The organism is Tabrizicola sp. BL-A-41-H6, assembly GCF_050632395.1.
Lineage (GTDB): Bacteria > Pseudomonadota > Alphaproteobacteria > Rhodobacterales > Rhodobacteraceae > JAUYQR01.
In genome coordinates this window covers 7501-32365 of record NZ_CP192600.1, presented here as the reverse complement: position 1 = coordinate 32365, position 24865 = coordinate 7501, and the positions used below count along the sequence as shown (strand labels likewise).

Below are 24865 nucleotides of genomic sequence, written 5' to 3'. Positions count from 1 at the left end.
AAGCGATGCTGAAGATGAACCGCCGGGCGATTATTGCACTGGCCGCTGCAATGGCGATGTCGCCCGTGATGGCCCGGACGGCGCTGGCACAGGACGCACCGGAGCCGACCGATTTCAGCCTTGGTGACCCGAACGCGCCGGTGAAGATGGTGGAATACGCGTCCTTCACCTGCCCACATTGCGCGGACTTCCACGAGAAGGTGTTCAAGGGCCTGAAGCGCGACTACATCGACACCGGCAAGGTGCATTTCACCCTGCGCGAGGTGTATTTCGACCGTTACGGCCTGTGGGCGGCGATGGTGGCGCGCTGTGGCGGCGAGATGCGGTATTTCGGCATTCACGACGTGCTCTTTTCCTCGCAGAAGGAATGGGCGGGGTCGGATGATCCGACGGTGGTGGTGAACAATCTTAAGTCCATCGCTGTCGCCGCAGGCATGGACGGAGCGACGGTGGACGCCTGCCTGAAGGACGGGCCGATGGCCGAGGCGCTGATCAAGCGGTTTGAGACCAACATGGCGGCTGACGGTGTGGAGGGCACGCCGACGATTTTCATCAACGGTGCGAAGCATTCCAACATGTCTTACGACGATCTGAAGGCGCTTATCGACGCCGAACTGGCGAAGTGACGGCACCGCTGGAAGGTATCCGCGTCATTGAACTGGCGCGGATTCTGGCTGGCCCCTGGGCCGGGCAGACGTTGGCGGACCTTGGCGCGGATGTAATCAAGGTTGAGGCGCCGGAGGGCGATGACACCCGGCGCTGGGGACCGCCTTTCGTGGAGAGCGAGGGGGAGCGGTCGGCGGCCTATTTCCACGCGACGAACCGGGGCAAGCGCGGCATCACCTGCGATTTCCGCACGCCCGAGGGGCAGGCGGTGGTGCGCAAACTGGTGGCCGATGCGGATGTGGTGATCGAGAACTTCAAGGTCGGCGGGCTGGAGAAATACGGGCTGGACTGGGAGTCGTTGCGCAAGGTGAACCCGCGGCTGATCTATTGCAGCATCACCGGGTTCGGGCAGGACGGGCCTTATGCGCAGCGGGCGGGGTATGATTTCATCATCCAGGGCATGGCCGGGTTGATGAGTGTCACCGGCGCGCCGGATGGCCAGCCGCAGAAGGTGGGCGTGGCGGTGACGGACATCTTCACCGGGGTCTATGCGGCGACGGCTATACTGGCGGCGCTGGTGCAGCGCGGGCGGACGGGGGTGGGCCAGCGAATCGACATGGCGCTTCTGGACGTGGCGACAAGCATCATGGCCAATCAGGCGATGAATTACCTCGTGTCGGGGAAGCCTCCGGGCCTGATGGGGAACGCGCATCCGAACCTGGCGCCTTATGCGGTGTTTGATTGCGCGGATGGGTGGCTGATTCTGGCAACCGGGAATGACGGGCAGTATCGGCGGCTGTGTGCGATTCTGGGGCTGGAGGGGATGGCGGAGGACGCGCGGTTCCTGACCAATGCCGACCGGATTGCCAACCGGGTGGAGATGACGGCGCGGATCACGGCGGCGACGAAGGGTTGGGCGAAGGCGGACTTGCTGGCGGCGTGCGAGGCACAAGGGGTGCCGGCCGGGCCGATCAACAATCTGGCGGAGGTGTTCGCCGATCCGCAGGTGCAGGCGCGGGGGATGCAGATCGCGCCGGGTGGATTGCCCGGTGTAAGGAGCCCGATGACGTTTTCGGGGGCGGAGCTGGCATTGGACCGTCCTGCGCCGCGCTTGGGGCAGCATCAGGACGAGGTCTTGGGCGAGTAGTCAGAGGCCGAGGCGGGCGAAGGCTGCGTCGAGCGCGGTCCAGTCGTCGATCTGTAGGCGGACGACGAAGGTCAGCACCTTTGGGCGGAAAGCGGCGGGCAGGCGGGCCGCGTCTTTCTCGGTGGTGACAAGCTGGGCGCCGAGGGTGGCCGCTTCGACCTCGAGCCGGTGGAGCAGCGTGTCGGACAGGGGTTGGTGATCTGCGAGGGGTTCGGCACGGAGGACCCTCGCGCCTTCGGCCCTGAGGCTGGCGAAGAAGCGGGCGGGGTCGGCGATGCCGGCGAAGGCGAGGACGCGTTGGTCTTGCCAGTCCATTCCCATCTTGAGCGGACGAAGCGCGCCGGTGAGGTGCGGCTGGCGGAGAGCGTTGCCCCATTGGGTGGCGAAACGGCTTTGGTGATCGGGCATGCCGATCGACAGGACGAGGTCGGCGCGGGCGAGGCCGGTGGCGACGGGTTCGCGCAGGGGGCCGGCGGGTAGGCAGCGGCCGTTGCCGAAGCCTTTGGCGGCATCGACGACCACAATGGACAGGGCTGGCTTGACGGCGGGGTTCTGGAAGCCGTCGTCGAGGAGGATGACGCTGGCACCGGCGCCCTCGGCGGCGCGGACACCGGCGGCGCGGTCGCGGGCGACCCAGGTGGGGGCGAAGGCGGCGAGGAGGAGCGGTTCGTCGCCAACCTTTGCCGCCTTGTGGCGCATGGGATCGACGCGGAGGGGGCCGGTCGCAGAGCCGCCGTAGCCGCGCGAGACGACGTGGACCTGCTGGCCGCGGGCGGTGAGCCGGTCGATCAGCGCGATGGCGGTTGGGGTCTTGCCGGTGCCGCCGACGTTGATGTTGCCGATGCAGATCACCGGAACGGCCGAGGTATGGCCGGGCTGGCGCAGGCGGCGGGCGGTCAGCGCGGCGTAAAGTGCGCCGAGGGGCGACAGGAGGCGGGCGGCAAGGGTCGGGCGGTCGGGCGCGGTGAACCAGAACGCGGGCGCGCGCATCAGGCTTCACCGTCCATCAGGCGGCGGATGCGTTCGACGGTGGCCTCGGTCACCTCGGCCCCGTCGGTGGCGACGGCCCAGGCCGACTGCGCGAAGCGGGCGGTGCGGTCGAGGGCGAGAACCTCGCCCAAGGCATCGCCCAACTGATCGGGGCGGATCACGGGGCGCGCGGCGCGGGCCGCGATCAGGCGGGCGAAGAACGGCCTGAACTGTCCGTGATGCGGGCCGTGCAGGATGGCGGAGCCAAGCGCAGCCGCCTCTTGCGGATCGCGCAGCGAACCGAGGCCGACAAGGCTGCCGCCAAGGAACGAAACGGGGGACAGCCGATACCAGAGGCCGTATTCGGCAGGATTGTCGACGATAAAAACCTCGGTTTCCGGGTCGGGCTCTTCGTCGCGCGAGCGCAGCGCCACGGCCCAGCCTTCGTCAGCCTCGATCCGGGCGGCAAGCGCCTCGGCGCGGGTGATGTCGTCGGGCATCAGGATGAGGAGCAGGCGGTGGGCCTGTTGCAACCCGGTGCGGTGGGCGGCAAGGACGGCGGCCTCCTCGGCCTCGGGCAGGCAGGCGGCGAACCAGACCGGGCGGGCGGCGAGAAGGCGCGCGAGGGCGGCACGTTCCGCCTCGAGGCAGGGGAGGGCGGCGCTTTCCTCTTCCATCCGCCCGGTGACGGCGACGGCGGAAATCGCGGCACCTGCCTTGCGAAAAGCCCGTGCGGCAGCTTCGTCGAGCGCACTGACATGGTGGAAGGCGCCAAGGGCGGTGCGCATCAAGCCGGGAAACCAGCCGTCACGGCCATGCGGCAGGCTGGGTGCGCGGGCATCGACCATCAGGAGCGGAATCTTCCGTTCGACGGCCTTGCTGAGGATGGCGGGGCGCAACTCGCCTTCGGCGAAGATCGCGATTTCAGGTTTCCAGTGATCGAGAAACTCGCGCGCTTCGAGCGGGGTGTCGGATGGCGGCGGTTGGAGGATGACCCCTTCGCGGGGGGGCAGATCGGCGGGGCAGGTGAGAAGCACCGGGATGCCGTCATCTTCGACCAGCCGCCGGGCGAGGGCGAGGAGCGTCCGGCTGGCCTCAAGCGTGGGCGCGTGCAGCCAGGCGAGCCGCCCGGCGGGACGCGGCGGGCGCGGGACATCGGCCCCCGGTTCGCGGCGCTGCCCGAGGTTGTAAAGGGTAAGGCCGATTGAGGGCGGCATGAGTGTCAGGTGCCCAGTTCCTCGGTCGGGGAACCGGACTTTGCCTCGTCACGCAGGCGGTGGATGTGGGCGATGTAGTAGCGCATGTGCGCGTTGTCGACGGTGCGCTGGGCCTCGGCCTTCCAAGCCCGGAAGGCGGAGGCGTAATCGGGAAACATACCGACGATGTGGATCTGGCTGACGTCGCGGAACACGTTGACCTGCGGGTCCGTCAGTTCGCCGCCGAAGACAAGGTGAAGGCGTTGGGTCATGGCCGGTTTTCTCTCATCTGCGATTGGCAAGGTTCGCTTGCCTTGGACGGCGGCACGGTATCCGGTCTTGCGGGCGGGGGAAAGGCGGGGTGTTCGGGCGTACCTTCGCGCGGGCTTCTGGCGGGCAACTGGCCCGCACTACTTGCGCGAAGGGGCGTAACGGGCCAGATATACCCGAGCCAAGGCCGAAGGGCCGCTTTTCCAGTGGGAGATTGTTCGAATGCAGGACTTTATCGGCGGCAATGCGGTGTTTCTGGCGATTGCCGCGTTCATCATCGTCTGCATCTTTCTGGGCGTGCGGATCGTGCCGCAATCGGAAAAGCACGTCGTCGAACGGTTTGGCCGGTTGAGAAGCGTGCTGGGGCCTGGGATCAACTTCGTGGTGCCGTTTCTGGACCGCATCGCGCACAAGGTGAGCGTGCTGGAACGGCAGCTGCCGACCGCAAGTCAGGATGCGATCACCGCCGACAACGTGCTGGTGAAGGTGGAGACGAGCGTTTTCTACCGGGTGACCGAGCCGGAAAAGACGGTTTACCGGATTCGCGACGTGGACGGCGCGATTGCGACCACGGTGGCGGGGATCGTGCGGTCCGAAATCGGCAAATTGGAGCTGGATCAGGTGCAGTCGAACCGGGCGCAACTGATCGAGCGGGTGCGCGAGCAGGTGACGGCGATGGTCGACGACTGGGGTGTCGAGGTGACGCGGGCCGAGATTCTGGACGTGAACCTTGATGAAGCGACGCGGGCGGCGATGTTGCAGCAGTTGAACGCCGAACGGGCACGCCGCGCGCAGGTGATGGAGGCCGAGGGCAAGAAGCGGGCGGTGGAACTTGCCGCCGACGCCGACCTTTATGCCGCCGAGCAGGAGGCCAAGGCACGGCGGATCACAGCGGACGCCGAGGCCTATGCGACGGGAGTGATCGCGGGGGCCATCGCGGAAAGCGGGCTGGAGGCGGCACAGTTTCAGGTGGCCTTGAAGCAGGTGGAGGCGCTGACCGCGCTGGCATCGGGCGGCGGAAAGCAGACCATTCTGGTGCCGGCGAACGCGTTGGAGGCGTTCGGCGACGCGTTCAAGATGCTGAAGGGGCGTGGCTGAGATGTGGCATGACCTGATGTCGGTCTGGTGGGTCTGGATCGTGCTTGGCTTTGCGCTGGGCGTGCTGGAGGTGCTGGCGCCGGGGTATATCTTCCTGGGCTTTGCGATTGGCGCGGTGGTGACCGGGGCGCTGGTCGGGATCGGGCTGGCGCCTGCGGGGGTGGCGGCGCTGTTGTTCATCTTTGCCGTTGCGTCCTTGCTGGCTTGGCTGGGTTTGCGTCGCACGATGGGTGTGCGCAAAGGCCAGGTGAAGATCTGGGACAAGGACATCAATGACGGCTGAGTTTGTCCTTTACGAAAACCCCGGCTGGGGCTCGGCGATCATCGAGGCGCAGCTGGCGGTGTATGGGATGCCGGTGCGGCTGGTGCCGGCGGGCGGGACGAGCGACCCGGACGCAGTGGCGCGGGCGATGGCCGGGGTGAACCCGTTGGGGCAGGTGCCGGCTCTGGTGTTGCCGGGCGGCGCGGTGATGACGGAAACCGCGGCGATGACGCTGCATATGGCGGATCTGGCGCGGTCGGATGTGCTGGTGCCGGGGCCGGAAGCGGCGGAGCGGGCGGCGTTCCTGCGGTGGCTGGTGTTTCTGGTGGCGGCGGTCTACCCGAGTTTCGCCTACGGCGACGTGCCGACGCGGTTCGTGCCCGAGGCCGGGGCAGAGGCGTTTCAGGCGAGGGTCATCGAGCATCGCAAGGCGATGTGGCGGGTGATGGAGGCGGCCGCTGTCGGGCCGTGGTTTCTGGGCGCGCGGTTTTCGGCGATTGACGTCTATCTGGCGGTGATGACGCGTTGGCGGCCGGGGCAGGCGTGGTTTCAGACCGAGACGCCGAGGCTGTGGGCGGCGGGGCAGGCGGCGGGCGGGCGGGCTGAGGTGGTGCCGGTGATGGCGCGGAACTTCGGGTGAGCTTCGTCGGCTGCAAGGCGGCGTTCTTTTGCGGCACTGATATCCTCGTTTATCTGCGTGACGAGAAGCCCGGTCTGGGCTGGGCGGGCCTTTGGGATCTGCCGGGCGGTGGGCGCGAGGGCAAAGAGACGCCGGAGGAGTGCCTGCTGCGCGAGTTGGACGAGGAGTTCGGGCTGCGGTTCGCGGCAGAGCGGCTGATCTGGCGGGGTGAGTTTCCCTCGATGATGGATGCAGCGCGGCGGTCGTTTTTCTTTGGCGGGCGGTTGAGTGCGGCGGAGGTCGCGGCGATCAGGTTCGGCGACGAGGGGCAGCGGTGGGAGATGATGCCGGTGCCGGTGTTCGTGGCACATGGGCTGGCGGTGCCGGAGATGCAGCGGCGCGCCGGGATCGTGTGGGAGGCGCTGCGCGTGTGACGCTGGCGGAGCGGGGGGTTCCACGCCCCCCGCACCCCCCGAGGGATACTTTCACAGAGAGGAAGATAGAAAGTTATCGCGGGGCAGTTCGGCGATGACGGCGCGGGCGGCGGTGGCGGGGTTCTGCGCTTGCCAGATCGGGCGGCCGACGACGATGTGGTCGGCACCGTCGGTGATGGCTTGATGCGGGGTGGCGATGCGCTTTTGATCGCCCGCTGCCGCGCCGGCGGGGCGGACGCCGGGGGTGACGATCAGTTTGCCGGTCGCTTCGGGAAGGGCGCGGATCAGGGCGGCCTCTTGCGGCGAGGCGATCACGCCGTCGGCGCCGGCAGCAAGGGCGCGGGCGGCGCGTTCGAGGGTGATGTCGCGCAGGTCGCCGGGTTTGATCAGGTTGGCGTCCAGATCGGCGCGGTCGAGCGAGGTGAGGATGGTGACGGCGAGGATTTTCATGCCTGATCCGCCCTTGCCGGTGGCGGCGGCGGTGACGACCTGCGGGTCGCCGTGCACGGTGAGGAAATCGAGGTCGTATTCAGCGAGGCCACGCACGGCGGCCTCGATCGTGGCGCCGATGTCGAAAAGCTTCATGTCGAGGAAGATGCGCTTGCCCTGTTCGTGCTTCAGCTCGTTCGCCAGCGCGAGGCCGCCGCCGGTGAGCATACCGAGGCCGATCTTGTAGAAGCTGGCGGCGGAGCCGATGCGGGCGACAAGGTCGAGGCCTTGCACCACGTTCGGCACGTCGAGCGCCACGATCAGACGGTCATCGGACATGAGGAACCCCCGGTTTTGGTCCGCGTCTTGCGGTGTGATGCCGTTGAAGTCAACCGACCTTGCCGGATTGCTGGATTACTTGCGCTGGACGCAGTAATCCGGACCGGCCTGAACGCTTCACTGGGGGGCGCGGGCAGGGGGACGGGATGAGCGGAATTTTCAAGCGCAAGATCAGTCTTGGCGTTGTAATCGGCAGCCGGGCGTTTTTCAGCCCCGCGCCCTGCAAGGCGGCGCGGGACGATGTGCTGGCGCAACTGGTGCGGCTGGGGATCGACGCGGTGATCCTGCCGTTCGAGGCGACCGACAACGGGGCAGTCCAGTCGATTGCCGATGCCGACCTTTACGCCGCGCATTTCCGCGCCAATGCCGACCGGATCGACGGTCTGGTGATCTGCCTGCCGAACTTTGGCGACGAGATCGCAGTGGCCGAGCTGGTCAACCGCGCCCGGCTGAACGTGCCGATCCTGCTGCAAGCCAGCAACGACGAGGTGGCGAAGGTCAGCGTGCAGGACCGCCGCGACGCGTTCTGCGGCAAGATCAGCGTGACCAACAATTTCTGGCAATATGGCGTGCCGTTCACCGAGACGACCAACCACACCTGCGACACCTGGGGCGCGGAGTTCGGCGGGGATCTGGACAGGTTTGCCCGTGTCTGCCGGACGGTTCGCGGGTTGCGCGGGGCGCGGCTTGGGTCGATCGGGGCGCGCACCGGGGCGTTCCAGACCATGCGCTATTCGGAAAAGCTGTTGCAGGCGGCGGGGATCACGGTGGTGACGGTGGACCTGTCGGAGATGATGGGGGCGGCCGGGGCGATCAAGGGCGACGATCCGGCGCTGCTGGCGACGCTGGACAAGGTGAAGGGCTACGGCCGCATTCCGACACATATCCAACCTTCGCAGATCGAAAAGCAGGCGCGCTGGACCCTGGCCGTGAACCGCTGGATCGCGGAGAACGGCTGCGATGCGAGCGCCATCCAGTGCTGGCGGTCGTTGCAGGACAACTTTGGCTGCGCCACCTGCCTGACGATGAGCATGATGGGCGAGGATCTTATGCCCTCGGCCTGCGAGGTGGACATCATGGGGGCGCTGTCGATGTATGCGCTGGCGCTGGCGTCTGGCGCGCCGCCCGCGATCCTCGATTGGAACAACAACTATGCTTACGAGGAGGACATGTGCGTCTGCACGCATTGCGGCAACTTTCCCAAGACCTTCATCGGGGACACGCCGGAGGTGGGCGAACTGGACGTGCTGGGCGAGACCATCGGGCGCTCGAAGTGCTTTGGCGCAGTCAAGGGCAAGGTGAAGCCGGGACCGATGACGTATTTCCGGCTGTCGACGGATGATCGGCGCGGCACGGTGAAATGCTATCTGGGCGAGGGCGAGTTCACCGACCATCCGTTTGCGATGGATGGCGGGATTGCCACGACGCGGGTGGCGGGCTTGCGCAAGTTGTTGCGGTTCGTCACGCAGAACGGGTTCGAGCATCATGTGGCGATGGTGCGGGGGCAGCATGCGGACGTGGTGAACGAAGCGGTGACGCGCTACCTCGGCTGGCCGATCTATCACCACGGTGGCGAGCCGGAGCCGCAGTTGACGATTCCGAACCGTTTTTAGGCTTAGATGACCGCCTTTTCGAGGAAGGGGCGGTTTTCGACGATGCGGTCGTAGCCGACCTCGGACAGATCGAGCGTGCGGAAGCCGCCGTAGATGATGAGTTCCGAGACCGCGCGACCGGCGGCGGGGCCTTGTTGCAGGCCGTGGCCGGAGAAGCCGTTGGCGTAGATGAAGTTTGACACCTGTGGGTGCGGGCCGACGATCAGGTTGTGGTCGAGGGTGTTGAAATCATAGTGGCCGGCCCATTGGTTGACGACCTTGATCGCCTCGAAATTGGGCGAGCGGGCGGCGAGGGCGGGCCAGACGATGTCTTCGAATTCCTCCCAACGGGGTTCGAAATCGTCCCAGTCGACGGCGGGGTCTTCGCTGGGGGCGGCGCCGGTCAGGAAGAAGCGGCCATCGGGGCGGCACCAGACGCCGCCGGGGTCGATCATCAGGGGCAGGCGGCCGTGGTTCACGGTGGCGCTGCCTTCGGGGGTGGTGGCGGCGTCGATCACGAAGACGGTGCGTTTGCGGGGTTCGACCGGGAGGTCGAGGCCGGCCATGCGGGCGGTGAGGGCGGCGCGGGGGCCAGAGGCGTTGACGACGGTGCCGGTCTGGATGGTGGCGCCGGATTTGAGGGTGACGGCGGTGACGCGGTTGCCGTCGCGGGTAATGCCCGTCACCTCATCCGTGATGACGGTGGCGCCTTGAGCGCGGGCCTTGGCGCGAAAGCCGTTCATCAGGCCGGTGTTGGAAAACCAGCCTTCGCCGGAGCGACCGTAGGAGGCGAGGCGGATGTCGTCGACGTTGAGGTGGGGGAAAGCGCGGGACAGCTCCTGCGCATCCCAGAGGACGACGTCGGCACCGCAGGCGCGCTGCACATCGTGGTTTTCGCGCAGGACCTGTTCCTGAGCGGGGGTGTTGGCGAGAAAGAGGTAGCCGCCGGTATGGAAGTTGAGGTCGGGGGCGGGCTGGCCTTCGACCTGCATCGTAGTGGCGAAATCGCGGATGAAGGCGGAGCCGAACTGGCCGATCTTCACGTTGATCGGGTTCGAGAACTGCGTGCGGATCGAGGCGGCGGAAAGCGAGGTGGAGGCTTTGGCGAAGGTCGGGTCGCGTTCGACGATCAGGACGGAGCCTTTGAAATCGGGGTTCGCGGTCAGGAAATAGGCTACGGCAGAGCCGATCACGGCCCCGCCGACGATCACCACGTCATAGCTGTCGTTCACTTTGCCGCCTCATCATCGGGGTGCCCAAGATCGACGAACCAACCGCCCAGGGCCTGCACGGCGGGGGCTTTCGGATCGGGCACAGGGGTACGCGTTTCTACGGCGGAACGGAAGGGTTCGGTGTTGTCCTGCGGGTGAAAACCGAGGTGCGCGGCGAGGCGGTTGTCAACGGCTTTGACCGTGTTGTCGGAGATGCCAAAGGCCACGGTGAAGCCGACCTGGGGCGCGGTGAGGGCGGCGGTGACGAGGCGGATGCAATCGTCAAAGGAGAGCCACGACCAGAGCATCCGCCGGTCCGCAGGTTCGGGGAAGGACGAGAAGATGCGAAGCGCGGCAGTCTCGATCCCGAACTTGTCCCAGTAGAGGCGGCCGAGGTCTTCGGCGAAGCATTTGGAAAGGCCGTAGAGGCTGTCGGGGCGGTGCGGGGCGTGGGCGTCGATCTGGTCTTCGAGACGGTGGTAGCCGATGGCGTGGACGGAGGAGGCGTAGACGATGCGGGAAATGCCGTGTTTGCGGGCGGATTCGTAGATGTTGTAGCTGCCGATGATGCTGGAATTCAGCACCTCGTCCCACGGGCGTTCCATTGGCGCGCCGCCGAAGTGGACGATGGCATCGACGCCTTTGACCGCATTATTGACGGCTTGGGCATCGTTGAGGTCGAACGTCAGCGCCTGTTCGTTGGGCTGAAGATCCGCGATTGGCGCGCGGTCGGCGAGGCGGAGGGTGCGGGCGAGGGGAGCGAGGCCGCGGCGAAGCTGGGTGCCGAGGCGGCCGGCGGCGCCGGTGATGAGGATGGTATCGAAGCGGGGGGTCATTCGGATATTCCGGACTTGGAGGTGACATAACCCTTGGTCGCGTCTTCGGCGCGGGCGTCGGGGCTGCGACGGGCGGGATCGCCGAAACCGCCGCCGCCGGGAAGGGTGAGGATCAGGCGGCGACCGGCGGGGACGTGTTGCCATCCCTTGGGTTTAAGCTTGGTGCCATCGTCGAGGTCGACCGATCCGGCGGCGCCGGGTTGGCCGCCGTCGCGGCCGCGGGCGGGGTGGTTGACGCGGTCGAACATGGCGGAGAAGTCAAACTCGTGGCCGGGCAGCGGCTCGATCTCGATGATCTGGCCGAGGCCGCCGCGGTATTCGCCGTCACCGCCTGAATCGGGACGCAGTTCCTTGCGCCAGATTACGATGGGGCCGGTGTGTTCGGTCGCCTCGATCGGCATGGTCATCACGCCGGAAGGGAAGGCGGTGGCGGACAAGCCGTCTGCAGTGGGCCGCGCGCCCATGCCGCCGGAGTTGAACATCAGGATCTCGGCGCGGCGTCCGGGGTGGCCCGGCGCGGGGCGGACGGACATGTGGATGTTCCACAGCGCGGCAGCACCTTCGGCGAGGACCTGGCCGGGCAGCGCCTTGGCGAGCGCGCCGAGGACGAGGTCGGGGACGAGGTGGCCGATGACGTGGCGCACCGACACGGGTGCGGGGCGCGGGGCGTTCAGGATGTTTTCCGGCGAGGTGATGGTGAAGGCTTCGAGCGAGGCCCAGTTGTTCGGAATGTCGGGCGCGATTACGCACTTCAGCGCGTAGGAGGCGTAGGCCTTGGTGTAGATGATCGGCACGTTGATGCCCTTGGACGAGACCGGGCTGGAGCCTGCGAAATCGACATTCACCGTGTCGCCCGCGATGGTGACGGACGCGGCGAGGCGGACGGGGGTGTCGTAGCCGTCGGTGTCGAGCATGTTGTCCCAAGTGCCTTGCGGCAGGGCGCGCAGGCGGTCGAGCGTGGCGGTGCGGGTGCGGGTGAAGATGAAGTCGCCAAGGTCATCAAGCGTGGCGAGGCCGATTTCCTGCATCATCGAGGCGAGGCGGCGGTGGCCGACATCGTTGCAGGCGGCAAGAGAGTAGAAGTCACCCACCACCTGATCCGGTTCACGGACATTGGCGCGCAAAAGGCGGATCAGGGTGTCGTTCACCTCGCCCCGCTCGGCGAATTTCATGATCGGGATCTGGATGCCTTCCTCGTAGACCGATTTGCCATCGGCCCCGAAGCCGCGCCCGCCAACATCAACGACATGGGCGGTGCAGGCGAAGAAGCCGACAAGCGTGTCGCCGAGGAAGGACGGCGAGACCATCGTGATGTCGTGCAGGTGGCCGGTGCCTTTCCACGGGTCGTTGGTGACGTAGGTGTCGCCAGGAAACATGTTGGTGCGGCCGATTTCGCTGATGAAATGGAGGACCGCCTCGGCCATCGTGTTGACGTGGCCGGGGGTGCCGGTGACGGCTTGGGCGAGCATCCGACCTGAGGGGTCGAACACGCCGGCGGAGAGGTCGCCAGCCTCGCGGACCGAGGTGGAGAAGGCAGTGCGCAGGAGCGTCATCGCCTGTTCCTCGACCACCGAGATCAGGCGGTTCCACATCACCTGCATCCGGATTTCGCGGGTGGGATCGGTCATGGCGCGGACTTTCTGAGGAGAAGGAGCGAGCCGTCGGTCTGCATCACCACGTCGAAGGGTGAGGTGACGACGGTGGAAGTCTCGCGTTCGACGATGACGGTGGGGCCGGGGATGCGCTGGCCGGAGGTGAGGGCGGCGCGGTCGACGATGGCAGTGGGCAGCATCGCGCCGGTGGCGGGGTCGAACACGTCGCGGAAGATGGTGGGGGTGACGGTGGTGGTGCCGTCGGTCAGATGGTGGCGGGTGGGGGCGGGACGGGTGTCGCTGGCCTTGACGGACCATGTGACGACCTCGATTTCCAGCGCGTCGTCGGCGGTGCCACCGATGGCGCGGCCAAAGAAGCGGGCATAGGCGTCACGGAAGGCGGACCGGAGGGCGGTGACGTCGGGGGGCGTGAACGGGCGGTCGGGGAGGGGGACGGGGATTTCCCAGCCCTGGCCCTTGTAGCGCATGAAGGCGGTGGTCTCGATCGTGATGGCAGCGGTGGTACCGGTGCGGACAAAGCCTTCGGCGGTGGCTTTCAGGCCGGCGAGGAGGGTGTTGACGGCGTCGGTATCGAAGGCCGAGAGGCGCGTGATGCGGGTGACGAGCGCCTCGTATCCGAAGGGGGCGCGCAAGAAGCCGATGGCGGAGCCGACGCCCGCGCCGGGGGGCACGAGGCAGCGGTCGATGCCCAGTTTTTCGCACAGGCGGGCGGCGTGCAGGGGGGCGGCGCCCCCGAACGCGATCATCAGGTTGTCGGAGATGTTCTTGCCGTTTTCGACCGCGTGGACGCGGGCGGCGTTGGCCATGTTTTCATCCACCACCTCGGCGATGCCGAAGGCGGCGGAGAGGGTGTCGATCTTGAGCGGTTGACCGACGTGGGCGTCGATGGCCGCGGCAGCGAGGGGGGCGGAGAGGCGGATCGCGCCGCCGGCAAAGTTGTCGGGGTCGATCTTGCCGAGGATCAGGTCGGCGTCGGTGATGGCGGGGCGGTCGCCGCCGCGCTGGTAGCAGGCGGGGCCGGGTTCGGAGCCAGCGGATTCAGGGCCGGTCTGGATGCGGCCCATGCTATCGACCGAGGCGAGGGAACCGCCACCGGCGCCGATCTCGATCATCTCGATCACGGGGATGGAAATGGGCATGCCCGAGCCTTTGGCGAAGCGGGTGGTGCGGGCAACCTCGAAGCTGCGGGCGGTCTTGGGGGCGTAATCCTCGATCAGACAGATTTTCGCGGTGGTGCCGCCCATGTCGTAGCTGACGACGGAGGGAAGGTCGAAGCGGCGGGCGATGTCGGCGGCGAAGATGGCGCCACCTGCCGGGCCGCTTTCGATCAGGCGGACGGGGAATTCGGCTGCGGTTTCGACCGAGATCAGGCCGCCGCCGGAGTGGATCATGAACACCGGGCAGGTGGCACCTTGGTCCTTGAGGCGGGCTTGCAGGCGGGTGAGGTAGGCGGCCATTTGCGGGCGGACGTAGGCGTTGGCGCAGACCGTGTTGAAGCGTTCGAACTCGCGCATCTGGGGAGAGACTTCGGAGGACAGCGAGATCGGGGCGGTGGTGCGGGCGGCGATGATGTCGCGCGCGCGGGCCTCGTGCGCGGGGTTGAGGTAGGAGTGGATGAAGCCGATGGCAACCGCGCCATATCCGTCCGCCGCGATGGCCTCGGCCACGGCGGCGAGGACGGATTCGTCGAGCGGCAGGAGTTCCTGACCGTCGGCGCCGATCCGGCCGGGGACGGTGAAGCGGTCTTGGCGTGGGACGAGAGGCTGCGGCAGGCGGAGGTTCAGGTCATACTGGTCGAAGCGGTTTTCGGTGCGCATTTCGACGGTGTCGCGGAAGCCTTCGGTGGTGACGAAGGCGGTCTTTGCGCCGCGCCGTTCGATCAGCGCGTTGGTGGCAAGGGTGGTGCCGTGGATGACGATGTCGAGGTCGGCGTAGGTGAGGTTCGCCTCGGTCAGGACGATGTCGATGGCATCGAGGATACCCTGTTCGGGGGCGGCGTAATTCGTCAGGATCTTGGTAGAATGGATCGTGCCGTTGTGGTCGAGCGCCACGTCGGTGAAGGTGCCGCCGATGTCGGCACCGAGGCGGATGGTCATTTCGTTTCCTTTTCAGCGAGCGCCTTGGCGCGCATCTGGCTGAGGGTCTGGCGAGGGGTGAGGGCTTCGGGCGAGATGTCGAGGTCGAGGACCGCGCCGGTTTTCGACGCAAGCGCGCGGGCGAAGGCGGCGGGGAAATCGGTGGTGGCCGACACTCGTTCGGCGTGGAAGCCGTAGGCACGGGCGAGGGCCGGGAAATCCGGGTTGACGAGCGTGGTGCCGGAGACGCGGGTGGGAAAGTTCTTTTCCTGATGCGCGCGGATCGTGCCGTACATGCCGTTGTTGAGGATGAGAACGATGGGCTGCGCGCCGGCCTGCATCGCGGTGGCAAGTTCGGGCAGGTTCATCTGGATATCGCCGTCACCGGCAAAGCAGACCACGGTCCGGTCGGGGTGGGCGACTTTGGCGGCGATGGCGGCCGGGAGGCCGTAGCCCATTGCGCCCGATTGCGGGCCGAGGAGGCGGGCATGGGGGCCAAAGCGGAAGTATTTGTTCGGCCAGGCGGTGAAGTTGCCAGCACCGTTCGTCAGGATAACGTCGTCGGGCAGGACGGACTGCAGGTGGGCCATGACCTGGGCCATGTCGACGGGCGAGGGCTGTGGCGGGAGGTCAAAGGTCGCCTCATAGGCTGCGCGGGCGCGTTTGCGCCATTCGGACCACGGACCTTTGACGGGCGTTAGGGCGGCTGCGAAGGCGTTGGGGCCGGCGGGGATGCCGAGGGTGGGGATGTAGATCTTGCCGATCTCGAGGCTTGAGGCGTGGACGTGGATGATCTTTTGCGCCGGGGTGGGGACGGTGAAGAGGGTGTAGCCTTCGGTCGATATCTCGCCAAAGCGGGTGTTGAGGGCGAGGACAACGTCCGCTTCGGCCAGGGTCGCGCGGACTCCGGCGGTCAGGCCGAGGCCGAGGTCGCCGGCGTAGACGGGGGAGTGGTTGTCGATCATGTCCTGATAGCGGAGGGCGGCGACTACCGGGATGTCGGACGCCTCGGCGAAGGATTGGAGGGCGGCGCGGCCTTGAGCGGTCCAGTTGCAGCCACCAAGGAGGATGGCGGGGCGCTGGGCGTGTGACAGGAGGGCAAGCGCGTCGGTGAGGGCGGCCGGGTCGGGGGCTGGTTCGGCGATGCGGGCCGGGCCGCTGAGGGGGGCGGCGGCGGTGAGGCCGGAGAGCACGTCTTCGGGCAGGGCCACGACCACCGGGCCGGGGCGGCCGGTGGTGGCGGTGATCCAGGCGCGGGACAGGATTTCAGGGATCCGGTCGGCGTGATCGATTTCCACCGCCCATTTCGCCATCGTGCCGAACACGGCGCGGTAGTCGAGTTCCTGGAACGCCTCGCGGCCCTTCATGTCGGTGCCGACCTGGCCGACGAAGACCAGCATCGGGGCAGAGTCCTGCATCGCGGTGTGGATGCCGATGGAGGCGTTGGTTACGCCGGGGCCGCGGGTGACGAGGGCGATGCCGGGGTGGCCGGTCAGCTTGCCCCAGGCGGCGGCCATGAAGGCAGCGCCACCTTCGTTGCGGCAAAGGACAAAGTCGAAGCGGCCCTGGGTGTCATGCATGGCGTCGAGGACGGCGAGGTAGCTTTCGCCCGGCACGCCGAAGGCGCGGGTGGCACCAAGAGCCACGAGGCTTTCGACCAGTAACTGCCCGCCGTTGCGCATGGATGCCTCTCCCAAGTTTCGGCGCGATCATGCCCGGGCAGATTGGCGATGAAAACCGCGTTCTTCTGGCGTTATGGGTATTTACCGGGCGATCTGGCATGTCGACAGCCGTCTGCGCCATCGCTAACGATGGGAAGAACGCAATGATGGGGGCGCGGCTTCAGGTGGCGCGCGGGGGTTGGCAGGCAATGATCCTTTGCTTTGATATTGGCGGGTCGCGGATCAAGGCGGGGTTGGCCGACGCGGACGGGGTAAGGCCGTTGGGCGCGGTGCCGACGGCGGTGGATGACCTTGACGGCTTTGTGGCTGGGCTTGCCCGGTTCATGCAGCCGGGCGTGCGGGGCGTGGCGATTTCGATTGCCGGGGTGGTCGAGCCGGAGACGGGTATCGGCCGGGTGGCCAACATCCGCTGTATCGACGGGCTGGCGCTGGCGCCGCTGCTGGAGGCGCGGCTGGGCGTTCGGGTGATAGTGCTGAACGACGCGGATTGCTTTGCGCTGGCCGAGGCGCGGCAGGGGGCGGGGCGCGGGCATGGCACTGTGTTCGGCGTGATCCTTGGCACCGGCGTAGGTGGCGGGCTGGTGATAGATGGGCGGCTGGTAACGGGGGCAGGCGGTTATGCCGGCGAATGGGGGCATGGGCCGGTGATACGGGGTGAATTCGCCTTCCCTTGTGGCTGCGGGCAGGTTGGCTGCATCGACACCGTGGGTGGCGCGCGCGGGCTGGAGCGGTTGTGGCGCGCCTCGGGTGGGGAGCCTTTGGGATCGGTGGAAATTCTGGCGCGGTGGCAGGCGGGAGATGCTGACGCGGCGCCGGTGGTCGATCTGTGGGAAGAGCTGGTCTCGGGGCCGTTGGCGATGGTGCTGAACGTGACGGGAGCGGGGATCGTGCCGGTGGGCGGCGGGCTTGCGAACGTGCCGGCGCTGATCGCGCGGCTGGACACGGCGGTTCGGGCGCGAGTGTTGCGGCGGACGGAGCGGCCATTGGTGGTGCTGGCGGAATGCACGGTGGAGCCGGGGCTGATCGGCGCGGCGGAGGCCGGGTTGGTGGAGTTCGAGCATTGATCATCGAGGTTTGCGTCGACACGGCAGAGGGGCTGGCGGCTGCGCTGGAGGGCGGTGCGGACCGGATTGAGTTGTGTTCGGCGCTGGGCGTGGGCGGGTTGACGCCTTCGGCCGGGTTCATGCGACTGGCGGCACGGGCGGGGGTGCCGGTGCATGCGCTGATACGGCCGCGGGCGGGGGATTTCTTCTTTTCCGAGCCGGAGCTTGAGGTGATGGCGGCGGATATCGCCGTGGCGCGGGAGTGCGGGATGGCCGGGGTGGTGATCGGCGCGAGCCTGGCAGACGGGCGGCTTGATGCGGTGGCGCTGAGGAGGCTGGTGGGCGAGGCGGCGGGGTTGAGCCTGACGCTGCACCGGGTGTTCGATCTGGTGCCGGATATGGGCGAGGCTTTGGAAGCCGCGATCGACTTTAGGTTTCACCGGGTGCTGACCTCGGGCGGAGCGGCGACGGCGGTGGCGGGGATCGACCGGCTGGTCGCGTTGAAGGCGCAGGCAGCGGGGCGGATCGGCATACTGCCGGGGGCTGGGATCACGGCGGCGACGGCGGCGGGGTTGCGGGTACTGGAACCGATCGAGGTGCATGGGTCATGTTCGGTGGTCCGGACAGGGCGGGTGGTGGGGCTGGGTTTCGGGGTCGCGACGGAGCGGGTGACGGATGCGGGGCAGGTGCGGGCGCTGCGGGCAGCTTTGGAGCCTTGAGCTCCGGCCCAGCCCCGGACGGTTTCACAACCTCCAGACCTCGGGCGAAGTATTTGCAGGAATAGCAAGGGGTTGGACGTGAAGAGCATCATCGAGACCTATGAGGTCGCAAGCGGAGCGGTGCGTGAGGTGTTGGCCATCGACGGGCGGATCGAGGCACCGAACTGGGACCCGTCAGGGGAGACGCTGCTGGTGAACGGCGGCGGGCGGCTTTTTCGGGTTCCCTTGGCGGAGCCGTCCTTGGTGCGGGTAGACACCGGGTTTGCAGACCGCTGCAACAATGACCACGGGATCAGCCCTGACGGGACGCGGATCGTGCTTTCGCACCATCGCGGGCAGGGGTCGGAGATTTTTATGCTGCCCGCAACGGGAGGAGAGCCGGTGGCCGTGACACGGCACGCACCCAGCTGGTGGCACGGTTGGTCGCCGGACGGGGCAAGGCTGGCCTATGTTGCGGCGCGAGGTGGCAGCCGGGTGATTGATGTTTACACGATCGGGGTCGAGGGCGGTGAGGAGCAGCGCCTGACCCAAGGCGAGGGGCATTGCGACGGGCCGGATTACAGCGCAGATGGTAGCCGCATCTATTACAACTGTGACCGGGGCGGACATGCGCAGATCTGGGTGATGGCGGTGGACGGATCGGGGCAGCGGCAGTTGTTCGAGGACGACCATGTGAACTGGTTTCCGCATCCGTCACCTGATGGGCAGCGCATGGTCTATCTTGCGTATCCGCCCGGGACGACGGGGCATCCGGCTGATCTGCCGGTTGCCCTGGTGCTGTGCGACCCCGAGGGGCGCGACCGCCGCGTGGTGCGGGAGTTCACCGGCGGGCAGGGCACGATCAACGTGCCAAGCTGGGCGCCGGACGGACACGCCTTTGCCTATGTGCGGTATAAGCCCTGACCGTCAGGCGATGCGGAAGCGGGGAGGCCGACGGGGCGCCAGAGCTTCCGGCTCGGGTGCCGGGGTGGGCAGCGGCAGGAAGGCCTCGTGGATGGCGGATCTTTCGCTGAAATGGCGCGGGTCGCCCCAGACCGAGATGTAGATTTCCGGTGGAAAGCCGTTGGCGAGGTGTTCCGGGGTAAGGTCGATGATGCGGATGCGCATCGGATCGCCGTGGCTGAGCGCAGGCGACAGCAGGTCTTCGGCAACCGGGCCGAGGTGGCCGATGAGCGCGATGCGGCGGCGCGGGATCATGCCGAGGAAGCGCTGGCGGACCCGTGCGTAGACGCCGATCCGGCCATCGGGCAGGCGGTCGAGCGCGGCGGTATCGCCGATCACCAGACCGGCGCGGGCGACGTGGACACGGATGCCCTCGACCGGGGCCTTGGGGAGGATCGGAAGTTTGGTATCGCTCATCGCCGCACACCTTCTGGTTGGGCGGCAAGGATGGGTGAGGATTCAGTCGGTTGGCAAGCGGCTGGGGCTGCAGGGCGCGCCGGGCTGCGTGATCATGCCGACGGGTGCAGTGCGGATCGGCAAGGATCGGCCAAAAGGTGGTGGTGGCCTGCAACAGAAGGCAGCGGCGGCCCATATTGATTTTGCTGCGGGACGGGATTGCAAAACACAGATCGCTTGCCCAGATGAATGGCAAGGCCTTGCGGAATGTGCTGAACAGTCGGGCATTCCGGACCGAGGCGCTTCACGAGAGGAGATGACCGATGAACCTTGAGCAGTTCACGGAACGGTCGCGCGGTTTCCTTCAGGCCGCGCAGACGATTGCGATGCGGGAAAGCCACCAGCGCGTGCTGCCCGACCATTTGCTGAAAGCCCTTATGGATGACGACCAGGGGCTGGCCTCGAACCTGATCCGCAAGGCGGGCGGTGCGCCCGAGCGGGTGAACGAGGCGATCAACCTGTCGCTGGCGAAGCTTCCGAAGGTGACGGGCGGCGACGGGCAGACCTATATCGACCCGAGCTTGGTGCGGGTGCTGGACGAGGCCGAGACGGTCGCGAAGAAGGCGGGCGACAGTTTCGTGCCGGTCGAGCGGTTGCTGACGGCGCTGGCGCTGGTCAACACGCGGGCCAAGGATGCGCTGACGGCGGGTGCCGTGACGGCGCAGGGGCTGAACAGCGCGATCAATGAAATCCGCAAGGGCCGCACGGCCGACAGCGCCTCGTCCGAAGAGACGATGGAGGCGTTGAAGAAATATGCGCGCGACCTGACCGAGGCGGCTGCGGATGGCAAGATCGACCCGATCATCGGGCGCGACGAGGAAATTCGGCGTGCGATGCAGGTGCTGTCACGGCGCACCAAGAACAACCCGGTGCTGATTGGCGAACCCGGGGTCGGCAAGACGGCGATTGCCGAGGGTCTGGCGCTGCGCATCGTGGATGGCGACGTGCCGGAGAGCCTGCGCAACAAGAAGCTGATGGCGCTGGACATGGGCGCGCTGATTGCGGGTGCCAAGTACCGGGGTGAGTTCGAGGAGCGGCTGAAGGCCGTGTTGAACGAGATCACGGCGGCGGCGGGCGAGATCATCCTGTTCATCGACGAGATGCACACGCTGGTAGGCGCGGGCAAATCCGACGGTGCGATGGATGCGGCGAACCTGATCAAGCCGGCGCTGGCGCGGGGCGAGCTGCACTGCATTGGTGCGACGACCTTGGATGAATACCGCAAGTATGTTGAGAAGGACGCAGCTTTGGCGCGGCGGTTCCAGCCGGTGTTCGTGAACGAGCCTTCGGTGGAGGATACGATCAGCATCCTGCGCGGGATCAAGGAGAAGTATGAGCTGCACCACGGCGTGCGCATCGCCGATGCGGCGCTGGTGGCTGCGGCGACGCTGAGCCACCGCTACATCACCGACCGGTTCCTGCCGGACAAGGCGATCGACCTGATGGACGAAGCCGCCAGCCGGTTGCGGATGGAAGTCGACAGCAAGCCCGAGGAACTGGACCAGCTGGACCGCCAGATCCTGCAATTGCAGATCGAGGGCGAGGCCTTGAAGAAGGAAGACGACGCGGCGTCGAAAGACCGGCTGGAGAAGCTGGAGCGCGAGTTGGCGAACCTGCAGCAGCAGTCATCCGAGATGACGGCGAAGTGGCAGGCGGAGCGCGACAGTCTGGAAGCCGCGCGCGGGCTGAAGGAGGAGCTCGACAAGGCACGCGCCGAACTGGAGCAGGCCAAGCGCGAGGGCGATTTCGCCAAGGCCGGCGAGTTGCAGTATGGCCGCATTCCGCAGCTGGAAAAGCAACTGGTCGAAGCTGAGGCCCGTGAAGGGCAGGCGCTGGTGTCTGAAGCCGTGCGACCTGAGCAGATTGCCGAGGTCGTGGAGCGGTGGACGGGTATTCCGACGTCGAAGATGCTCGAAGGCGAGCGGGAGAAGCTGCTTCGCATGGAGGAGGAGCTTGGCAAACGCGTCGTCGGGCAGCGGGCGGCGCTGACCGCCGTTGCCAATGCCGTCCGCCGCGCGCGGGCTGGTTTGAATGATGAGGGGCGGCCGTTGGGCAGCTTCCTTTTCCTTGGGCCGACCGGCGTGGGCAAGACGGAACTGACCAAGGCGGTGGCAGAGTACCTCTTTGACGACGACAACGCGATGGTGCGCATCGACATGTCGGAGTTCATGGAGAAGCATTCGGTTGCCCGTCTGATCGGCGCGCCGCCCGGCTATGTCGGCTATGACGAAGGTGGGGTGCTGACCGAGGCGGTGCGTCGGCGGCCGTATCAGGTGGTCTTGTTCGACGAGGTTGAAAAGGCGCATCCGGACGTGTTCAACGTGCTTTTGCAGGTGCTTGACGACGGTGTGCTGACCGATGGTCAGGGCCGCACGGTCGACTTCAAGCAGACGCTGATCGTGCTGACGTCGAACCTTGGGGCACGGGCGCTGTCCGAATTGCCGGAAGGGGCGGATTCGAGCGACGCCAAGCGGCAGGTCGAGGAGGCGGTGCGCCAGCACTTCCGCCCCGAGTTCCTGAACCGTCTGGACGAGCAGATCATCTTCGACCGGCTGGATCGGGCGGACATGGCGCAGATCGTCGAGATCCAGTTGAAACGGCTGGAGGCGCGGCTGGTCGGGCGCAAGATCACGCTGGAGCTAGACCCGCAAGCCAAGCAGTGGCTGGCGGATGAAGGCTATGATCCGGTGTTCGGCGCGCGGCCGTTGAAACGGGTGATGCAGCGCCATCTGCAAGACCCGCTGGCCGAGATGATCCTTTCGGGCGATCTGATGGATGGGTCCACGGTGACGATCAGTGCCGGGCCGGAAGGCCTGATCATCGGCGACCGGGTGAGCGCCAGTCGCAGGGCGCGGCCGACCGAGGCTGTGGTTCACTAAGAGCGCGCTTGTCATAACGAAGCGGGCCGTGTCACGCTTATCTTTTAACGAGGAGAAGCATGGCATGGCCCGAGCGTTTACTGTTACCGGCCGGCAAGACGGTCAGGTCTTCATGCCTGACATGGTGGGCGCGCTGCAATTGGGCGCAGCGGTGGATGTGTCACCCGAGGTGGTGTTGACGGAGCCAGGCTGGACGCTTTTTTCCTTTGATCTTGCCGCGTCTGAAGCGGTGTTCGTGGATGTCGGCCCGTGCGATCTGTCGCAAGCGCCGTTCAGCTATCAGCGGCAGTTCGAAATCGCGCAGCGGGTGCTGCGGCTGCCGTTTGCGGACGTGCTGGGGATGGCTGATGCGATTCCGGCGGCGCCGCAGGTGCACCTGTTCAACATCGGGCATTGTGGGTCGACGCTCTTGCACAACGTCTTCAACCAGACCGAGGTGGCGTGGTGCCTGTCGGAGCCGCTGTTCGTATTTGATCTGGCGATGGGGCGCGACAAGGTGGTGGACGAGGTGCGCGTTGCGCTTTTGCGCGCCGGCTGTGCCTTCATGCGGCTCTTTCCAGGATATGCGGGACAGGTTCAGGTGTTGAAGCATTTCAGCCAGGCACTGATGATCGCCGAGGATTGTCAACGAGCCACGCCGGATGCCCGCTTTCTTTTTCTGTACCGGGACGCCGAAAGCTGGTGCAATTCGGTCTATGGGTTCGTGCAGCGGATGGGTGGGCAAATGCAGGTGCCGAAGGACGAGAGGGAGTTCGTCTGGTGGATCATGTCGGGGAACATGACGCTCGGGGCTGCAGCGGGGCTGGTGGATATGACGGGCGACGTGCTGATGTTCGACGAACTGTCGGCGGCGGTCTGGATCTTGCAGCGCGACCGGTTCCATCAAGTGGTTGCGGCCGGGGTGCCGATGCGAGCCACCCCATATGAAGCCCTTGTCGCGGACAGGGAGCGGACGCTGGCTGGCATCTTTGCAGAGTGCGGGCTGCCGGATGCCGATATGGAGGGTGCGCTGACGGCGTTTGACAGCGATTCCCATGCGGGCACCGCGACGGCGCGGTCGGTTCCTGTCGAACGGCTTGACGAGGCTGCGCTGGCGAGGGTTCGGGGGATGCTTGCTGGTTTGCGGCCCCCGCTGACGGGGGCCGAACCTTGGCTTGATGCTGGCTGAGCCGCGTCAGAGCGCGCGGGGTTCCTGCGTAGCTATGGGCGGAAACTGACCGTTCGGCGTGGCTTGGTCAACCGCGTCGGGAAGCGTCTGGCTGAGTCGGGACAGAAGCTCGCTGCGTGTCAGGCCGGTCTTTTCGACAAGTTCTGCGATGGTGTCTTCGTCAAGCGCCTGTTCAAGTTCGTCCGGGGCGATGGATTCGTTTCGTCCGGTGCTAACCCAGCTTTGCGCCTTGGCCTGATGCTGGGGGCTTGAAAACCGCTCGAACAGTTCCGACAGGCCGCCCATCAGGCCGCCGCTGCCGGCACCGCCCGCCATCTGGCGAAGGTTGTCGAGAATGCCGCCCTGGCTGTCGGCCTGGCCGGTTGCGCCGAAGGGATTGCGGTTCGGATCGTCACCGGCGCGGTTGTTGAGCATCGCGCCGAGCTTGTCGCGGTTCTGGTAGCCGGCAACCGCCAGCAGGCCGAGAAGGGCGATCATGGATGGGCTGCCTTTGGCCATCTGGTGTTCCTTTCGAATGGGAGAGTTAGGTCAGGCTCGGCGACGAAGAAAGCCGTAGAGGGCAAGCACAATGATCGCACCGATCACGGCACCGATCAGGCCGGCGCCGTCCAGCGGTCCGTACCAGCCAAGCGCCTGGCCAAGGAAGTTCGCCACGAAGGCACCGACGATGCCGAGAATGGTGGTCAACACGAAGCCCGAAGGCTCGTTGTCGCCGGGCATGATGAACTTGGCGATCACGCCGGCCACGAAGCCGATGATTATGGTCCAGATGATACCCACGGTCGCGCTCCTTTGAAGCTGCGCGGGCAGGAGGCCCGGCTGTTGGCACAACGTGGGGCGAGCGATTCCGTTCCGCCGGGCGATGAGCAGGGCGCGCAATAAAAAAGGGGCGGCTTGCGCCACCCCTTTCGCAGAAATCACGAAGTTTCCGATTACATCGGCGGAAGGATGACGCTGTCGATGACGTGGATCACGCCGTTCGAAGCGGCGACGTCCGGCATCGAGATGACGGCGCCGTTCACTTTCGGGCCGCCATCAAGGGTGATGGTCACTTCGGCGCCGTTCACGGTGGCGGCCTTCATGCCTTCGGTCAGGTCGGTCGACATGACCTTGCCGGGGACGACGTGGTAGGTAAGGATAGCCACCAGCTTGTCCTTGTTTTCCGGCTTCAGGAGGTCTTCCACGGTGCCAGCGGGCAGTGCTGCGAAGGCAGCGTCGGTCGGCGCGAATACGGTGAACGGACCTTCGCCCTTCAGCGTTTCAACCAGGCCGGCAGCGGT

At 66.5% G+C, this 24865-nt stretch carries 26 protein-coding genes (1 of these 26 cut by a window edge); 13 read left to right on the top strand and 13 right to left on the bottom strand.

Features of this window, described 5'->3' with window-relative positions; all coding sequences use genetic code 11:
* The first annotated feature begins 5 nt into the window (after positions 1-5).
* Both ACROUL_RS00160 and ACROUL_RS00155 read left to right on the top strand, forming a co-directional pair.
* Complete coding sequence (locus ACROUL_RS00160) at positions 6-626, top strand: DsbA family protein (protein WP_431297544.1); 621 nt, start codon at positions 6-8, stop codon at positions 624-626.
* The gene (locus tag ACROUL_RS00155; protein ID WP_431297543.1) at positions 623-1753 is read left to right on the top strand and encodes a CaiB/BaiF CoA transferase family protein; all 1131 of its coding nucleotides are present in this window, start codon (positions 623-625) and stop codon (positions 1751-1753) included. The genes ACROUL_RS00160 and ACROUL_RS00155 overlap by 4 nt, the downstream gene beginning before the upstream one ends.
* Here ACROUL_RS00155 and lpxK read toward each other — a convergent pair whose 3' ends face one another.
* Genes lpxK through ACROUL_RS00140 form a run of 3 tightly spaced genes read right to left on the bottom strand, consistent with a single transcriptional unit; the run spans position 1754 to position 4190 of the window.
* Complete coding sequence (gene lpxK, locus ACROUL_RS00150) at positions 1754-2743, bottom strand: tetraacyldisaccharide 4'-kinase (RefSeq protein WP_431297542.1); 990 nt, start codon at positions 2741-2743, stop codon at positions 1754-1756.
* Entirely contained in the window at positions 2743-3939 is a 1197-nt protein-coding gene (locus tag ACROUL_RS00145; protein WP_431297541.1) for a 3-deoxy-D-manno-octulosonic acid transferase, read from the bottom strand. Before ACROUL_RS00145 ends, lpxK begins: the two co-directional genes overlap by 1 nt.
* A gap of 5 nt (positions 3940-3944) precedes the next feature.
* Positions 3945-4190 carry a DUF4170 domain-containing protein gene (locus ACROUL_RS00140; protein WP_431297540.1) on the bottom strand — a complete coding sequence of 82 codons (246 nt, stop codon included), beginning with the start codon at positions 4188-4190 and terminating at the stop codon, positions 3945-3947.
* A 220-nt stretch (positions 4191-4410) separates the two neighbouring features.
* On the opposite strand from ACROUL_RS00140, the gene ACROUL_RS00135 reads away from it, so the two are divergent.
* From ACROUL_RS00135 to ACROUL_RS00120, 4 genes are read left to right on the top strand one after another with little or no spacing between them, the layout of a single operon-like run.
* Positions 4411-5286 carry an SPFH domain-containing protein gene (locus tag ACROUL_RS00135; protein WP_305568072.1) on the top strand — a complete coding sequence of 292 codons (876 nt, stop codon included), beginning with the start codon at positions 4411-4413 and terminating at the stop codon, positions 5284-5286.
* Between the two features lies 1 nt (position 5287).
* The gene (locus ACROUL_RS00130) at positions 5288-5569 is read left to right on the top strand and encodes an NfeD family protein (protein ID WP_431301209.1); all 282 of its coding nucleotides are present in this window, start codon (positions 5288-5290) and stop codon (positions 5567-5569) included.
* Positions 5559-6188 (top strand): glutathione S-transferase family protein, encoded by a 630-nt coding sequence (locus ACROUL_RS00125; protein ID WP_431297539.1) that lies wholly within the window; start codon positions 5559-5561, stop codon positions 6186-6188. Before ACROUL_RS00130 ends, ACROUL_RS00125 begins: the two co-directional genes overlap by 11 nt.
* On the top strand, positions 6185-6601 hold the full coding sequence (locus ACROUL_RS00120; protein WP_431297538.1) for an NUDIX hydrolase: 417 nt from the start codon (positions 6185-6187) through the stop codon (positions 6599-6601). The genes ACROUL_RS00125 and ACROUL_RS00120 overlap by 4 nt, the downstream gene beginning before the upstream one ends.
* Before the next feature lie 51 nt (positions 6602-6652).
* Here ACROUL_RS00120 and pyrF read toward each other — a convergent pair whose 3' ends face one another.
* Positions 6653-7369: an orotidine-5'-phosphate decarboxylase gene (gene pyrF / locus ACROUL_RS00115; RefSeq protein ID WP_431297537.1), complete on the bottom strand. Its 717-nt coding sequence runs from the start codon at positions 7367-7369 to the stop codon at positions 6653-6655.
* Positions 7370-7515: 146 nt separating this feature from the next.
* Here pyrF and ACROUL_RS00110 point away from each other — a divergent pair, with 146 nt between their 5' ends.
* Complete coding sequence (locus ACROUL_RS00110) at positions 7516-8982, top strand: L-fucose/L-arabinose isomerase family protein (protein ID WP_431297536.1); 1467 nt, start codon at positions 7516-7518, stop codon at positions 8980-8982.
* Between the two features lie 2 nt (positions 8983-8984).
* On the opposite strand, the gene ACROUL_RS00105 is transcribed toward ACROUL_RS00110, so the two are convergent.
* The 5 genes from ACROUL_RS00105 to ACROUL_RS00085 are packed head-to-tail and all read right to left on the bottom strand — an operon-like array spanning position 8985 to position 16378.
* Positions 8985-10193 (bottom strand): NAD(P)/FAD-dependent oxidoreductase, encoded by a 1209-nt coding sequence (locus ACROUL_RS00105; protein WP_431297535.1) that lies wholly within the window; start codon positions 10191-10193, stop codon positions 8985-8987.
* Entirely contained in the window at positions 10190-11008 is an 819-nt protein-coding gene (locus tag ACROUL_RS00100; protein ID WP_431297534.1) for an NAD-dependent epimerase/dehydratase family protein, read from the bottom strand. Before ACROUL_RS00100 ends, ACROUL_RS00105 begins: the two co-directional genes overlap by 4 nt.
* Entirely contained in the window at positions 11005-12636 is a 1632-nt protein-coding gene (locus ACROUL_RS00095; RefSeq protein ID WP_431297533.1) for a hydantoinase B/oxoprolinase family protein, read from the bottom strand. Before ACROUL_RS00095 ends, ACROUL_RS00100 begins: the two co-directional genes overlap by 4 nt.
* On the bottom strand, positions 12633-14717 hold the full coding sequence (locus tag ACROUL_RS00090) for a hydantoinase/oxoprolinase family protein (protein ID WP_431297532.1): 2085 nt from the start codon (positions 14715-14717) through the stop codon (positions 12633-12635). Before ACROUL_RS00090 ends, ACROUL_RS00095 begins: the two co-directional genes overlap by 4 nt.
* Entirely contained in the window at positions 14714-16378 is a 1665-nt protein-coding gene (locus tag ACROUL_RS00085) for a thiamine pyrophosphate-dependent enzyme (RefSeq protein WP_431297531.1), read from the bottom strand. Before ACROUL_RS00085 ends, ACROUL_RS00090 begins: the two co-directional genes overlap by 4 nt.
* A 98-nt stretch (positions 16379-16476) precedes the next feature.
* On the opposite strand from ACROUL_RS00085, the gene ACROUL_RS00080 reads away from it, so the two are divergent.
* From ACROUL_RS00080 to ACROUL_RS00070, 3 genes are all read left to right on the top strand, one after another.
* Positions 16477-17442, top strand: a complete 966-nt coding sequence (locus tag ACROUL_RS00080) for an ROK family protein (protein ID WP_431297530.1) — start codon at positions 16477-16479, stop codon at positions 17440-17442.
* Positions 17439-18140: a copper homeostasis protein CutC gene (locus ACROUL_RS00075; protein ID WP_431297529.1), complete on the top strand. Its 702-nt coding sequence runs from the start codon at positions 17439-17441 to the stop codon at positions 18138-18140. The genes ACROUL_RS00080 and ACROUL_RS00075 overlap by 4 nt, the downstream gene beginning before the upstream one ends.
* Before the next feature lie 78 nt (positions 18141-18218).
* Positions 18219-19043, top strand: coding sequence for a TolB family protein (locus ACROUL_RS00070; RefSeq protein ID WP_431297528.1), 825 nt, complete (start codon positions 18219-18221; stop codon positions 19041-19043).
* 3 nt (positions 19044-19046) lie between these two features.
* Here ACROUL_RS00070 and ACROUL_RS00065 read toward each other — a convergent pair whose 3' ends face one another.
* Positions 19047-19499 carry a hypothetical protein gene (locus ACROUL_RS00065; protein ID WP_431297527.1) on the bottom strand — a complete coding sequence of 151 codons (453 nt, stop codon included), beginning with the start codon at positions 19497-19499 and terminating at the stop codon, positions 19047-19049.
* Between ACROUL_RS00065 and ACROUL_RS00060 the strand changes: the two genes are divergently transcribed.
* From ACROUL_RS00060 to ACROUL_RS00050, 3 genes are all read left to right on the top strand, one after another.
* Positions 19486-19812, top strand: coding sequence for a hypothetical protein (locus tag ACROUL_RS00060; protein ID WP_431297526.1), 327 nt, complete (start codon positions 19486-19488; stop codon positions 19810-19812). The two genes, ACROUL_RS00065 and ACROUL_RS00060, sit on opposite strands and share 14 nt — an antisense overlap.
* A complete protein-coding gene (clpB, locus tag ACROUL_RS00055; protein WP_431297525.1) occupies positions 19802-22417 on the top strand; it encodes an ATP-dependent chaperone ClpB in 2616 nt (871 codons plus the stop codon). Before ACROUL_RS00060 ends, clpB begins: the two co-directional genes overlap by 11 nt.
* Positions 22418-22481: 64 nt before the next feature.
* Positions 22482-23585: a hypothetical protein gene (locus ACROUL_RS00050; protein WP_431297524.1), complete on the top strand. Its 1104-nt coding sequence runs from the start codon at positions 22482-22484 to the stop codon at positions 23583-23585.
* 6 nt (positions 23586-23591) lie between these two features.
* On the opposite strand, the gene ACROUL_RS00045 is transcribed toward ACROUL_RS00050, so the two are convergent.
* The 3 genes from ACROUL_RS00045 to ACROUL_RS00035 all read right to left on the bottom strand — a co-directional run.
* Positions 23592-24083, bottom strand: coding sequence for a YidB family protein (locus ACROUL_RS00045; RefSeq protein ID WP_431297523.1), 492 nt, complete (start codon positions 24081-24083; stop codon positions 23592-23594).
* A gap of 30 nt (positions 24084-24113) precedes the next feature.
* On the bottom strand, positions 24114-24365 hold the full coding sequence (locus tag ACROUL_RS00040; protein ID WP_431297522.1) for a GlsB/YeaQ/YmgE family stress response membrane protein: 252 nt from the start codon (positions 24363-24365) through the stop codon (positions 24114-24116).
* 152 nt (positions 24366-24517) lie between these two features.
* Positions 24518-24865: the 3' portion of a fasciclin domain-containing protein gene (locus ACROUL_RS00035; protein ID WP_431297521.1), read on the bottom strand. Its footprint extends 129 nt past the window's final position; the window shows 348 of its 477 coding nt (coding positions 130-477); its start codon lies beyond the right edge, outside the window; it ends in the stop codon at positions 24518-24520.